The sequence below is a fragment of the Devosia marina genome (assembly GCF_009758415.1).
Lineage (GTDB): Bacteria > Pseudomonadota > Alphaproteobacteria > Rhizobiales > Devosiaceae > Devosia > Devosia marina.
The window spans coordinates 1-12,469 of the sequence record NZ_WQRF01000005.1 but is presented as its reverse complement, the minus strand read 5'-3'; the positions used below and the strand labels follow the sequence as shown (position 1 = coordinate 12,469).

At 61.4% G+C, this 12,469-nt stretch carries 15 protein-coding genes; 9 read left to right on the top strand and 6 right to left on the bottom strand.

Annotation, left to right across the window (positions count from 1 at the left end):
* Positions 1-38: 38 nt before the first annotated feature.
* From GO014_RS14605 to GO014_RS19025, 5 genes are all read right to left on the bottom strand, one after another.
* Entirely contained in the window at positions 39-776 is a 738-nt protein-coding gene (locus tag GO014_RS14605; protein WP_157291065.1) for an ABC transporter ATP-binding protein, read from the bottom strand.
* Positions 769-1,527 carry an ABC transporter ATP-binding protein gene (locus GO014_RS14600; protein ID WP_116589965.1) on the bottom strand — a complete coding sequence of 253 codons (759 nt, stop codon included), beginning with the start codon at positions 1,525-1,527 and terminating at the stop codon, positions 769-771. The genes GO014_RS14605 and GO014_RS14600 overlap by 8 nt, the downstream gene beginning before the upstream one ends.
* Positions 1,524-2,306 (bottom strand): 3-hydroxybutyrate dehydrogenase, encoded by a 783-nt coding sequence (locus tag GO014_RS14595; RefSeq protein WP_343030983.1) that lies wholly within the window; start codon positions 2,304-2,306, stop codon positions 1,524-1,526. The genes GO014_RS14600 and GO014_RS14595 overlap by 4 nt, the downstream gene beginning before the upstream one ends.
* Positions 2,307-2,476: 170 nt before the next feature.
* The gene (locus GO014_RS14590) at positions 2,477-3,871 is read right to left on the bottom strand and encodes a sigma-54 interaction domain-containing protein (protein ID WP_157291063.1); all 1,395 of its coding nucleotides are present in this window, start codon (positions 3,869-3,871) and stop codon (positions 2,477-2,479) included.
* 5 nt (positions 3,872-3,876) lie between these two features.
* On the bottom strand, positions 3,877-4,434 hold the full coding sequence (locus GO014_RS19025) for a helix-turn-helix domain-containing protein (protein ID WP_116589967.1): 558 nt from the start codon (positions 4,432-4,434) through the stop codon (positions 3,877-3,879).
* Between the two features lie 216 nt (positions 4,435-4,650).
* Between GO014_RS19025 and GO014_RS14580 the strand changes: the two genes are divergently transcribed.
* From GO014_RS14580 to GO014_RS19660, 9 genes are all read left to right on the top strand, one after another.
* Positions 4,651-5,841 carry a substrate-binding domain-containing protein gene (locus GO014_RS14580; protein ID WP_157291148.1) on the top strand — a complete coding sequence of 397 codons (1,191 nt, stop codon included), beginning with the start codon at positions 4,651-4,653 and terminating at the stop codon, positions 5,839-5,841.
* 80 nt (positions 5,842-5,921) lie between these two features.
* The gene (locus tag GO014_RS14575) at positions 5,922-6,692 is read left to right on the top strand and encodes an ABC transporter ATP-binding protein (RefSeq protein ID WP_157291062.1); all 771 of its coding nucleotides are present in this window, start codon (positions 5,922-5,924) and stop codon (positions 6,690-6,692) included.
* Positions 6,692-7,408: an ABC transporter ATP-binding protein gene (locus GO014_RS14570; RefSeq protein ID WP_157291061.1), complete on the top strand. Its 717-nt coding sequence runs from the start codon at positions 6,692-6,694 to the stop codon at positions 7,406-7,408. Before GO014_RS14575 ends, GO014_RS14570 begins: the two co-directional genes overlap by 1 nt.
* A gap of 7 nt (positions 7,409-7,415) precedes the next feature.
* Entirely contained in the window at positions 7,416-8,435 is a 1,020-nt protein-coding gene (locus GO014_RS14565) for a branched-chain amino acid ABC transporter permease (protein WP_157291060.1), read from the top strand.
* Positions 8,436-8,448: 13 nt separating this feature from the next.
* Complete coding sequence (locus GO014_RS14560) at positions 8,449-9,570, top strand: branched-chain amino acid ABC transporter permease (RefSeq protein WP_157291059.1); 1,122 nt, start codon at positions 8,449-8,451, stop codon at positions 9,568-9,570.
* Positions 9,567-10,406, top strand: coding sequence for an alpha/beta fold hydrolase (locus GO014_RS14555; RefSeq protein ID WP_210252461.1), 840 nt, complete (start codon positions 9,567-9,569; stop codon positions 10,404-10,406). Before GO014_RS14560 ends, GO014_RS14555 begins: the two co-directional genes overlap by 4 nt.
* A 186-nt stretch (positions 10,407-10,592) precedes the next feature.
* Positions 10,593-10,853, top strand: coding sequence for a hypothetical protein (locus GO014_RS14550; RefSeq protein ID WP_157291058.1), 261 nt, complete (start codon positions 10,593-10,595; stop codon positions 10,851-10,853).
* A gap of 110 nt (positions 10,854-10,963) precedes the next feature.
* Positions 10,964-11,161, top strand: a complete 198-nt coding sequence (locus GO014_RS14545) for a hypothetical protein (protein ID WP_157291057.1) — start codon at positions 10,964-10,966, stop codon at positions 11,159-11,161.
* A 3-nt stretch (positions 11,162-11,164) separates the two neighbouring features.
* Positions 11,165-11,476, top strand: a complete 312-nt coding sequence (locus tag GO014_RS19660; protein ID WP_425482088.1) for a chloride channel protein — start codon at positions 11,165-11,167, stop codon at positions 11,474-11,476.
* Here the strand turns inward: GO014_RS19660 and GO014_RS14540 are convergent.
* Positions 11,427-12,035, bottom strand: coding sequence for a CDP-alcohol phosphatidyltransferase family protein (locus tag GO014_RS14540; protein WP_343030976.1), 609 nt, complete (start codon positions 12,033-12,035; stop codon positions 11,427-11,429). The two genes, GO014_RS19660 and GO014_RS14540, sit on opposite strands and share 50 nt — an antisense overlap.
* Positions 12,036-12,469 lie beyond the last annotated feature (434 nt).

The window sequence follows — 12,469 nt, the reverse complement described above, 5'->3', positions numbered from 1 at the left end:
GTTCTCTCCTCCTAGGGTCCTCTCCCGGACCGGTTTCCTCACACGCCAAGATAGGCGTGAAGCTTGCCCAGATTGGTCTGGATCTCTGTGTTGGGGATCATGTCGATGACCCGGCCCTGTTCGACCACGTAGTGGCGATCGGCGACCGAGGCGGCGAAATGAAAGTTCTGCTCGACCAGGACGATGGTGAAGCCCTGGTTCTTGAGCGTGGCCAGTGTGCGGCCGATCTGCTGTACGATGACCGGGGCAAGGCCCTCGGTCGGCTCGTCCAGAAGCAGGAATTTGGCGCCGGTGCGCAGGATACGGGCAATGGCCAGCATCTGCTGTTCGCCGCCCGAAAGCTTGGTGCCCTGGCTCGATAGGCGCTCGCGCAGGTTCGGAAACATGGTGAGCACGTCCTCGCGGCTGAGCCCGCCCGGCTTGATTACCGGTGGCAGCATCAGATTCTCGTCGACCGAGAGCGAGGAAAAGATACCGCGCTCTTCAGGACAGAACGCGATGCCGAGTTTGGCGATGGCGCGTGCCGGCAAGGCAATGAGTTCCCGGTTTTCGAACTGCACCGATCCAGTGCGCTTGCCGATCAACCCCATGATGGCGCGCAGTGTCGTGGTCTTGCCCGCGCCATTGCGGCCGAGCAGGGTGACCACTTCGCCTGGCGCGACATCGAAATTGATGCCGTGCAGAATGTGGCTCTCGTCATACCAGGCCTGGAGGTCGCGGACGGCGAGAGCATGAGCGGCTGGTGCGGGATCGATCTTGCGGGCAGCGTCAGCCATGACCAGCTCCGATATAGGCTTCAATGACCCGTGGGTCCTTGGAGACGGTTTCATAAGGGCCTTCGGCGAGCACTTCGCCGCGCGCCAGCACGGTGATCTTGTCGGAGAGGTCAGCGACCACCGAAAGATTGTGCTCGACCATGAGGATGGTGCGCTTGGCCGATATCCGGCGGATCAGGGCTGAAATGCGGGACACGTCTTCCTGCGCCATGCCGGCCATCGGCTCATCGAGCAGCAGCATTTCCGGTTCCAGCGCGAGGGTCGTGGCGATTTCGAGCGCGCGCTTGCGGCCATAGCTCAATTCGCCGGCAGTCTCGCCGATAAATTCGGTCAGCCCCACTTCCTCGATCCGCTCACGGGCTTCAGCGTCGTAATCGTTGAGCACCTTCTGGTTGCGCCAGAAGTCGAAACTGTCGCCACGGCGGCGCTGCAGGGCGATGCGGACGTTTTCGAGCACGCTCATGCGTGGAAACACCGCCGATATCTGGAAGGAACGGACCACGCCGAGCCGGGCAATGGCCGCGGGGGCCATGCTGGTGATGTCACGGCCATTGAACTTGATGGTCCCCGCGCTGGGCTGCAGGAACTTTGTCAGCAGGTTGAAGCAGGTGGTCTTGCCCGCTCCATTGGGCCCGATCAGCGCATGAATGGTGCCGCGTTCGACGTCGAGATCGACGCCGTTGACTGCAGTAAAGCCGGAGAACCGCTTGGTCAGTTGTCGGGCGGACAGAATGATGTCGGGGGCGCTCATTTGGCGGTCCAGCCTCCGTCGATGGAAATGGTCGAGCCGGTGATCGAACGCGCCCAATCCGAGCAGAGATAGGCGGCCATTTCGGCGATCTCCTCGGGTTGCACGAATTGCTTGGTCGGCTGTGGCGCCAGGATCACCTGCCGGATCACCTCGTCTTCGGTAAGGCCGTGGACGCGGGCCTGGTCTGCAACCTGCTTGGCCACCAGTGGGGTCCAGACATAGCCGGGGCAGATGGCATTGACGGTGACGCCCTTCTCGGCGGCCTCCAGCGCCACGGTCTTGGTGAGGCCAACAACGGCGTGCTTGGTGGCGACATAGGCCGATTTGAAAGGGGAGGCACGCAGGCCATGGGCCGAGGCGATATTGATGATCCGGCCCCAGCCCCGCGCGGTCATGCCCGGCAAGCTGGCGCGGATGGCGTGAAATGCTGAATCGAGGCTCACCGCAACGATGCGCCGCCAATCCTCATCGGGAAAATCCTCGATTGGCGCGACCTTCTGGATGCCGGCATTGTTGACCAGCACGTCAATATGACCGAAGTGGGCAATGACCGCTTCAGCCAGCGCCCGGCTGGCCGGCGCGTTGGCAAGGTCAGCCGGAAAATAGACGATCTCGCCTGTGCCCAGGACGTCCAGCTCATCGATGAGAGCCGCATGGCTTTCGGCGGGCTCAAAGCTGTTGAGCGCCACGCAATAGTTCATCTCGGCAAATTTATGCGCGATCGCGAGCCCAATACCGCTCGTCGATCCCGTCACCAGCGCAACGCGCTTTGACACGATCCCTTGCCTCCACCCTGTCGTCGGCCTTGTGGCCTTGATTGTTGGGCAAGACATTGCACGAAGCGTGCCAGTGCCGGTTTCCCGGTGGTTTTGCTATGCCGGAACGACGAGGCTGTCCGGTTTTCTGGAAGAGCCGGACAGATTCTGTCCGGAGATCCGGACATTTCCCATCAATCGATTCCGTGCCGCTTGAGTTTTTCGTAGAATTGCGAGCGAGACACGCCCAGTCGCCGGGCGGCTGCGGATTTCGAGCCGTCCTCTGCAGCAAGGGCTTCGAGCATGGCCGCGCGTTCCGCGTCTGCCAGCCTGGCCGACAAGTCCCCGGCAATAGGAGGCGCGCCCGTTGGGGTTGCCTCGCGCGGCAAGGCCTTGGCGATCAGAGCCAAGTCTATCACCTCGGAGGGGGCCATCGCCGCGGCGCGCTCGAGCACATTGCGCAATTCGCGCACATTGCCCGGCCAACGATAACGGGTGAGCTGGTCAATGGCTTCAGGCGTGATCAGCCAGCCGCGCTGGTCGCGCGGACGCGGAATGGTTTCGAGCAGGGCTTCGGCGATGAGGCCAATGTCATCCAGCCGTTCGCGCAAGGGCGGCACATGGATGGCCAATACGGCGATGCGATAATAGAGGTCGGCGCGGAAGCTTTTGTCTTCGATCTTCTGTTCGAGCGGCTGCGAGGTGGCGGCGATGATGCGGACATCGACCTTCTTGACGGTGTTGGAGCCAAGCGGCTCGAACTCGCCTTCCTGCAAAGCACGCAGGAGCTTGGCCTGAAGGGCCGCTGGCATGTCGCCGATTTCGTCGAGAAACAGCGTGCCGCCATGCGCCAGTTCGAACTTGCCCTTGCGCGGCTTGCGGTCCGCACCGGTAAACGCGCCGGGCGCCACGCCGAAGAACTCGGCTTCCAGCAGTGCTTCGGGGATGGCGGCGACGTTGACCGCCACGAATGGACCATCTGCGCGATCAGATTGCTGATGGATGGCATGGGCAAGAAGTTCCTTGCCGGTGCCGGTCTCGCCAAGGATGAGCGCTGCGCCATCGCGCAGGGCATAGCGGCGCACGACGGTTTTCAGGTCGCGTACTGCCTCGGACGCGCCGACGAAACTGGACAGCGAATATTTGGTCTGCCGCTCGCGGTTTAGCGCGGCCTGAGCACGGGAGAGCTGGCGCTGCATGGTCTCGAATTTATCGAGAATGGGCGCCAGATAGTCGATCTCCTCGTAGAACACGAAGCCGACAGCGCCCTGGATTTCCCCTTCCTCATTGCGCAGCGGCAGGCGGCAGACGACGAATTGCTTGTCGTCAAAGGCCATGATGTCGATCAGGATGGGGCGGCCGGTTTCCACAACCCGCCGCAGCAGGGAATGGGGGATGACTTCTTCCACCCGTTGGCCAATCAGGTCCGCAGCGGCTGGAATGCCCAGCAATTCGCGATAGCGGTCGTCGATCCAGGTGATCCGCGCCTCGGCATCCACAGTTATGGCGCCCTTGAAACTGTCGCCCAGGGAGTCAAAGGCGTTGAGGACGGACGCGACGGATTTGGGCAGCGAGCGTTGTTGCGACATGGCGGTCAACCAGGCATCGAGCTGAGATGGGAGAGCAGCTCAGCCACATTGTGCGCATTGTATTTCTTGAGCAGCCGGGCGCGGTAGCTTTCGACGGTGCGGGGCGAGATATCGAGGGTGCGGGCGATCTCCTTGGAAGTGCGGCCTTCGCCAAGATGCATGACGATCTGCCGCTCGCGGCCGGAGAGGTTGAGCACGTTGCGCGTTTCGGAGAGATCGGCAAAGCTCCATACCGCCCGGCGCAGCGGGTCATCGTCGCGGGTCAGGGAATGACCACGCACACGGCACCAGAACAGCGTGCCATTCTTGCGGGCCATGATGCGTTCGTCCGAGTAGCGGTTTGTGCGCTTGAGCGGTTCCACCCCGACGTCGCGAATGCGCTCGAATTCCTCCATGGAGGGGTAGAGGATGGCGAAGGACTGCTCCAGCAACGCCTCGACAGCATAGCCGAACATCTCGGCAAAGGCCGGATTGCATCCCTTGATGACGCGGCTCTCGGTGACCACCAAGCCGATCGGCGCGTTCTGAAAGGCTATGACGCTGAGGTCGTGGGGATCGATCATGTGGTGTGTTTCTACGGTATTGTCCGAGCTTCAAGAGCACGGGGATAATAGACACCAATTCGCTCCGCGCCAGTCAAAGCCGAAATCGGCATGCCCGGGGGGAACCGGAGGAGGGAATTGTGGCCGGACAGACCGGATGCACGATTCTCATAAAGATCGCATAGGCTTGGCTCGGGCGCGCAGTGTCCGGCGGGACCTGTTGAGGGAGGAAGAATGATGAAGACGATATTGGCCGCCTTGGCCATTTCGACGGCGCTGAGTGGTGCAGCCTTTGCCCAGGATGCGGCGCGCATTGCGCTGCTGCATGGGCTCTCGGGATCCCCGCTGGAAGCCTATTCCAAGCAGACTCATACCGGCTTCGAGATGGGGCTGGAATATGCCACCAACGGCACGATGGAGGTCAAGGGCAAGCCCATCGAGCTGATCATCAAGGACACCCAGTTCAAGCCGGACATCGCCCGGGCGTTGCTCGCCGAAGCCTATGGTGATGACGATGCGCTGATCGCCGTGGGAGACACGTCCTCGGGCGTGGCGCTGTCCATGCTGCCGGTGGCTGAGGAATATGAGCGCATCTTGCTAGTCGAGCCGGCTGTGGCCGACGGTCTGACCGGGCCGGACTCCAACCGCTATGTGTTCAAGACCTCGCGCAATTCGTCGATGGACATGCAGGCACAGGCGCTGGCGCTGGCGCCGGACGAAAACCTTTATGTGGCGACCCTGGCGCAGGACTACGCATTTGGTCGCGACGGCGTTGCTGCGTTCAAGAGCGCACTTGAGGGAACGGGCGCTAATCTGGTGGCAGAAGAATACGTGCCGCAGCAGACCACCGACTTCACTGCCACCATCGAGCGCCTGTTCAACGCGCTCAAGGACCAGCCGGGCCGCAAGGTGATCATGATCTATGTCGCCGGGATCGACGCCATGACGCCGCTGGCTTCGGCCGATCCGGGGCGGTTCGAGATCGAGCTGTCTACGGGTGGCAATATTCTGCCCGCGCTCGCCGCCTATAAGCAGGTGCCGGGCATGGAAGGGGCGATATATTATTATTATGAAGCCCCGGACAATGAAGTGAACGACTGGCTGGTCGAGGAGCATATGGCGCGTTTCGGCACGCCGCCGGATTTCTTCACCGCCGGTGGCATGGCCTCGGCCATGGCAATTGTCAAAGCGCTCGAAACCGCTCCCGACTGGGAGACCGAGACCCTGATCGAGGCCATGGAAGGGATGAGCTTCGAGACGCCGAAGGGCACCATGACCTTCCGCCCCGAGGACCATCAGGCGCTGCAGGCCATGTATCACTTCAAGATCAAGGTCGAGGATGGCGTCGACTGGGCCATTCCCGAGCTGGTGCGGGTGATCGAGCCGGACGAGATGGATATTCCCGTCGGCCGCAACAACCAGGAATAGGCTGCGCATTCGCACCTTGACGATACGCCCGGCGAGGGTCCTCCTCCTCGCCGGACGTTTCAATTGCGTGGGGAACTGATTTGTCCAATTCGCCTTCGATCCGAACCGAGAATTTGTCGATCCATTTCGGCGGGCATGCCGCGGTCAACAACGTTACCTGCGCCTTTCACCCGGGCGAGCTGACGGTGATTGTGGGGCCGAATGGCGCGGGCAAAACGACCTGGTTCAACCTGGTGTCGGGGCAGCTCCGGCCCACCCAGGGCCGCATCTTTCTGGGCGAGCGGGACATCACGACGCTCTCGCCTTCGCAGCGGGCGCGAGCCGGTATTGGGCGGGCGTTTCAGTTGACCAATCTGTTTCCCAAGCTGTCGGTGTTCGAGAATGTGCGGCTGGCCGTGCAGGGCAAGGCGCGGCAGGGGCATCGCATGTTTGCGCGGACAGCGGCGCTGTCGGGCCTCAAAGACAAGGCGATGCATTTTCTCGAGCAGACCAATCTTGCTGCGGTGGCGGAACTGCCGGCGACGGCCTTGCCACATGGGGATCAGCGCAAGCTTGAGGTGGCGATGCTGCTGGCCATGGAGCCGGACATTTTCATGTTTGACGAGCCGACCGCCGGCATGTCGGTGGATGAGGCGCCGGTGATCCTCGATCTCATCGCGCGGATCAAGGAGGACGCTTCGCGGACGATCCTCCTAGTCGAGCACAAGATGGATGTGGTGCGCGCTTTGGCGGACCGCATTGTGGTGCTGCACAATGGCGAACTGGTTGCCGATGGCGATCCGGCCGAGGTGATGGATATGGCGCTGGTCCGCGACATCTATCTCGGCACCGGTGCCGACGAGGTGGCGTGATGTCGGCCATCCTTCGCCTCGAGGGCGTCCATACCAATATCGCCCAATATCAGGTGCTGCATGGGGTGAGCCTGGATGTGCCCGAGGGTGGAGTGCATGTCATTCTGGGCCGCAATGGTGCGGGCAAGACCACCACGCTGCGCACCATCATGGGATTGTGGAAGGCCCGACTTGGGACGATCCAGTTTCGCGGGCAGGACATTGCCCAGCTCGGCACACCCGATATTGCGCGGCTCGGCATTGCCTTCGTGCCCGAGAATATGGGGATATTCGGCGGCCTGACGGTCGAGGAGAACATGCGCCTTGCCACCCATGACGGCAGCTTCGATACGGAGCGGCTAGCGCGCATCCATGCCATTTTTCCGGCCATCAAGCAGTTCTGGGCAAAGCCGGCGCATGCGCTCTCTGGCGGGCAAAAGCAGATGCTGGCGGTTTCCCGCGCCATTATCGAGAAGCGCGACCTGATCCTTATCGACGAGCCGACCAAGGGGCTGGCGCCCTCGATCATCCGCAACATGATTGTCGCCTTTCGCGAGATCGCCGAGGAAACCACGATCCTGCTGGTCGAGCAGAACTTCCATTTTGCCAAGGCGCTTGGCCAAACGGTAGCGGTGATCGATGACGGACGCATCGTGCACCGCGGCAGCATGACCGAGCTGGTGGAGGATGCGGGCCTGCAAAGCCGCTTTCTCAGCCTCTCGCTGGAAGCCCATTGAGGACGAAATGAGCGATACTTCCATTCCTTTTCGGACCCGAATGAGCGCCGGCATCGACCGTTTCGGCGGTGTGATGCTGCTGCCGGTGGTCCTTGCCTTCATCGCTTTTGTGCTGATCGGGCAGCCTTCGACCTGGGCAACCCTGACCATTGCTGGACTGGCCATGGGCATGATGATCTTTCTGATGGCCTCGGGCCTGTCGCTGATCTTCGGGCTGATGGACGTGCTCAATTTCGGCCATTCCGCCTTCGTGACCGCGGGAGCCTTTATCGGCGCCACCGTGCTGGCCTGGCTCGGTTTCTGGGTCACGGGCGGCAATCCGGCTCTCAATCTGGCGGGGTTGCTGCTGGCCATCGCGGCGGCGACCATATTTGGGGCGCTGGCCGGCTGGTTCTTCGAACGGGTGGTGATCAAGCCGGTCTATCAGGATCATTTGCGCCAGATCCTGATTACCGTGGGTGCGCTGATCGTGGCCGAGGAACTGATCCTTCTTATCTGGGGCGGCGCGCCCATTCCGGTGCCACGTCCCGCGGTGTTGACCGGCTCGATCGTGTTTGCCGGTGTCTCGGTTGAGATCTACCGCATCTTCGCATTCCTGCTTGGCCTTGTGGTCTACGTCGCCATGTATCTGGTGCTCAACCGCACGCGGCTCGGACTGCTGATCCGGGCGGGTGTCGAGAACCGAGAAATGGTCGAGGCGCTGGGCTTTCGTATCGACCGGCTGTTCATTCTTGTCTTCATGGCCGGCTCGGCTCTGGCGGCCATGGGGGGCGCCATGTGGGCCGGCTATCAGGGCTTGATAACGGCGGCGCTCGGCTCGGAGATGATGATCCTGGTCTTCATCGTGGTCATCATCGGCGGGCTGGGTTCGATCCAGGGATCGCTGCTCGGGGCGCTGCTGGTTGGGCTGATGGCGAACTACGTCGCCTTTCTCGTCCCCAAGATGGCGCTGGCCTCCAACATGCTGCTGATGATGGCAATCCTGCTCTGGCGTCCCTATGGGCTGCTACCAGCGGTCAAGCGGTGAGGCGGAGATGAGCATGGCACGCAACAGTTCCGCCCTCGCGTCCAAATCCCTTCGCGGATCGGCAATATCGGCCACCTGGCCCGGTCGCCTTGTCGTCTATGGGGCGGTGGCGCTGATCGGGCTGGCTTTGGCTTTGGCGCCGTTCCTGTTCCCCGACGTGCGCAGCCAGGAGGTGGCCGCCCGCATCTGCGTCTTCATCGTGCTGGTGGCCAGTTACGATCTTCTTATTGGCTATACCGGGATCGTTTCGTTTGCCCACACCATGTTCTTCGGCCTGGGCGCCTATGGCACGGCCATCGCGCTCAAGACCATGGGCCCCGGGTTCGAGGCCATATTGCTTGGCGGTGGACTCGGCGTGGTGGCGGCACTGGTGCTGGCGCTGCTGATCGGGCTGCTCTCGCTGCGGGTCAAGGCGATTTTCTTTGCCATGGTAACGCTCTCGGCCGCCTCGGTGATGATGGTGCTGGCCAGCCAGCTTTCGGACTTTACCGGGGGTGAGGACGGCATCACCTATTCCATTCCGCGCCTGTTTTCGCCGGCGTTCGAGTTGTTGAGCGATGCCGAGGGCAAGGCGGTGCGCCTGTTCGGCGTGCCACTCAACGGCAAGATCGCGCTCTATTACTTCGTTTTCATTTCCGCGCTGGTGCTGTTCCTGGCAATGATGCGCATCGTGGCTTCGCCACTCGGTTCGGTGCTCAAGGCCATTCGTGAAAACGAGTTGCGGGCCGAAGCCATTGGTTATCGCGTGGTGTTCTATCGCACCACCATCTTCTGCATCGCCGCCGGCATTGCGGCCTGCGCCGGCATTCTGCGGGCTGTCTGGCTCAAATATACCGGGCCGGACGTGGTGCTTTCCTTCGACATCATGATCGACATCCTGCTCATGGTGGTGATCGGGGGCATGGGGACCATGCTCGGCGCAGTCATCGGCGTCGTGCTGATGACCCTGGCGCAATACTACCTGAAAGATCTGATGGCGCTGGGAGCCGAGGCGACGGGCAGTTTGCCGCTGGTGCCCGACCTGCTTTACCCCGAGCGCTGGCTGCTTTGGCTGGGCCTTGGTTTTATCCTGCTCGTCTATTTCTTCCCCTCCGGCATTGTCGGCACCCTGCTGGGCAAGGGAGGTCAGAAGTGACGCTTCCACGCTCCACCTACATCGACGCCGCCGGTTTCGAGATGCATGTGACCGAATGGGGTGATCGCGCCAATCCGGTTCTGGTCATGTGGCATGGCCTGGCCCGCACGGGGCGCGATTTCGACGAAGCGGCGCGGGCCTTGTCTGCCGACTTTTTCGTGCTTTGCCCTGACACGCTGGGCCGCGGGCTGTCAGCCTGGGCGCGACGCGGTGCCGCCGACTACACTTTTGCCACTTATGGCGCCATGACCAGCGCCATGCTCAAGCATTATGATGTTGGTCAGTTCGGCTGGGTCGGCACCTCGATGGGTGGGTTGCTGGGGATCACACTGGCCGCCGGTCCGTTGAGCGACCGGATCACCCATCTCGTCATCAACGATGTCGGTCCTGATATTCCCTATGATAGTGCCCGGCGTATTGCCGAATATGTCGGAAATCCGCCGGTTTTCGACACCATTGCCGACTACGAATTCTGGTTGCGACGGACCTATGCTCCGTTTGGTGAGAACTCGGAAAGCTTCTGGCGACGGATGGTTGATACCTCGATGCGCCGCACAGACAAGGGGCAGGTCACGGTGCATTACGATCCAGCGATTGTCTCGACCATGGTCGAGAACAAGGCCGATCTGGATGTCTGGAACGCCTATGACGCGGTGACGGCGCATACCCTGCTGATCAGGGGCGCGCAATCGGACGTGCTACCGCCGACCGTTGCCAGCGCCATGCGCATGCGTGGCCCATGTCCCGAACTTGTCACCATCCCTGATTGCGGCCATGCGCCGACCTTTTCAGATGAAAAGCAGATCGACCTACTGCGATCGTTTCTAAGGGAATGAGCGGCGCTGCCGCGGCTATTCTGTCCCACGCACAAATCCGGACCGACCGCTGACGGCCCCGGTCAAGGCATTGGCGATAAGGATAGCAGGGCAGGGGGCATGTTCGCGAGGCAGCACTGCGCTGGCTGAAGAACCGCTCGCCCTAGCCGTTCTCTGACTGGCCGAAAATGGCCAAAGGAGAGCGAAATGGGTATCTCACAATATGATCCCGCCGTCAGAGGTTGGCCGGCGTGGCACGACGGTCGGCAGGTCGGCGCCGAACGGGCGCTCAAGGTCTGGCAGGTCTGGGCAATCCGGCTGTTTCTGGATCGGGAGGGCCGCATGCGCCACAGAGCGCCGTGTGATCTGAACCGCAACAGTTTTGGCCATCTGTGGAAGCAGGCTGGCCGTATGGGCAAGGTTCGCGCGCGCCGGCCTGCTTCGACAGGGCTGGCTTACTCTGGCTAAATGTCGGTCGGACAGGCGGAAATATGGCTGCTGGTTCTCGGCAGCCTTATCGGCGTTGTGGCCGGTCTCCTCATTCTTGGTCTGCGTGAGCTGGCCTATTGGCTTGGTCGGTGACTCTACCGGTTGCCCGACGGGCAGAGGCTCAGCGCCGTCGAGTTCATCTTTGTGGATATGGCCTGCTGCCTGCAGTCGGCGGTGTCCTGCTCGGCGTCTCGCTGTTCATGGTGCGCAGGTTTAGAAATCGCTCGATTGATCTGGTCGAGGCCATTGCGCTGCATGACACCAAGCTATCGCTATGGGACAGCTAGGTCATTACAGCGCAGACAGCGCTTTCGAATGGCTTTGGCGCCTCAGTTGGCCTGGAAGCGTCGTATATGCAAATGGGTAGTAGCCTGGCATCCCGTCTTGGAGACGCCCTTCGACTGCGGCGGGGTGACCTGCGCAAACCGGTGGGATGCAGGGTCGCCGGTGCTATCGCCACCGTGCTGGTCAATTCGTTGTTTGGTCATGGCCACCCATCGTCAGCGATTCGCTGCCCGAGGGTTTTGGCGTGGCCCAGGTTGCGCTCAGACCTCATTCTGCAAAGGCTTTCCAGCCCCACCACCAACGAACCAGCGTGGTGACGAAGGCGAGGGCGGCAAACACGGTGGCCAGGACGGCAAAGTGCTGGGGGAAAAGGCAGATCAGAAGGAACAAGGCGATGGTCTCGGTACCTTCGGTTATCCCGCCGAGATAGTAGAGGCCTTTTTTTGGCATACTCAGCGAATTCAGGCCTCGGCGTTGGGCAATTACGGCAAACGCCAGAAAGCTCGACCCCGTGCCAACGAAGGAGAACAACAGCAAGGATCCAGCTACGCCATTCGCCGCGGGGTCGGCCAGGACAAAGGCAAATGGAACCGCGGCGTAAAAGAAGAAATCGAGCGCAATATCAAGGAAGGCGCCCCGGTCGGTCGGACCAGCCAGTCGTGCGACCGCGCCATCGAGTCCATCCAGAATGCGGTTCAGCGCGATGAGCAGCAGGCCGAGCAGAAACTGGCCGCCCACAATAGCCGGAACAGCCCCCAATCCCACAGCAAAGCCGATGATTGTAATTCGGTTCGCAGTGGCACCCCGCGCCAGGAGCCACCCCGCCAGGGGGCGCAGCAGCCGCTCCTGCGTTGGAACGATGTAACTGTCGAGCACGCTAAAATCACTTCCTAGACGAAAAGAGACGACGACCGCAGCACGCCATACTTGGTAGATTGAGCCTACCTCTTGCTACAGTGCCGCCGCTTTTTTGTAACCTGTGGTCACAATGATGCGAACGGGAAGGCAAAACCAAGAGAGACAGCTCGTGGCACTTCGTGATCTCGAAGGTCTATCGGTCGATGAATCCTGCACGATCCTTGAAGTCAGCGAGGCCAAATTGCTGCATTCTGCTGCACCGTGAGCGCTCTTGCCTCAGGGTGGCTCCTAAAGAGTTGATGGGACAGACCTGACGTTGACCGGAATAGTTGGCTGCGTTCGCGCGTGGACGGATTTGCCGGCAAGGTTGCGAAAGGTTTCGAGGCCAATGCCTTCAGCTATCTTCTGGCGCTGCGGCTCGCGCCCGTATTTCCCTTTGCCGTCGTTAATAT

Excerpts from the sequence above, each read along its gene's own strand:
- GO014_RS14570 (WP_157291061.1), top strand. The coding sequence starts at position 6,692 with ATGTCGGCCATCCTTCGCCTCGAGGGCGTCCATACCAATATCGCCCAA.
- GO014_RS14590 (WP_157291063.1), bottom strand. The coding sequence starts at position 3,871 with ATGTCGCAACAACGCTCGCTGCCCAAATCCGTCGCGTCCGTCCTCAAC.
- GO014_RS14565 (WP_157291060.1), top strand. The coding sequence starts at position 7,416 with ATGAGCGATACTTCCATTCCTTTTCGGACCCGAATGAGCGCCGGCATC.
- GO014_RS19025 (WP_116589967.1), bottom strand. The coding sequence starts at position 4,434 with ATGATCGATCCCCACGACCTCAGCGTCATAGCCTTTCAGAACGCGCCG.
- GO014_RS14580 (WP_157291148.1), top strand. The coding sequence starts at position 4,651 with ATGAAGACGATATTGGCCGCCTTGGCCATTTCGACGGCGCTGAGTGGT.
- GO014_RS14600 (WP_116589965.1), bottom strand. The coding sequence starts at position 1,527 with ATGAGCGCCCCCGACATCATTCTGTCCGCCCGACAACTGACCAAGCGG.
- GO014_RS14560 (WP_157291059.1), top strand. The coding sequence starts at position 8,449 with ATGGCACGCAACAGTTCCGCCCTCGCGTCCAAATCCCTTCGCGGATCG.
- GO014_RS14550 (WP_157291058.1), top strand. The coding sequence starts at position 10,593 with ATGGGTATCTCACAATATGATCCCGCCGTCAGAGGTTGGCCGGCGTGG.
- GO014_RS14605 (WP_157291065.1), bottom strand. The coding sequence starts at position 776 with ATGGCTGACGCTGCCCGCAAGATCGATCCCGCACCAGCCGCTCATGCT.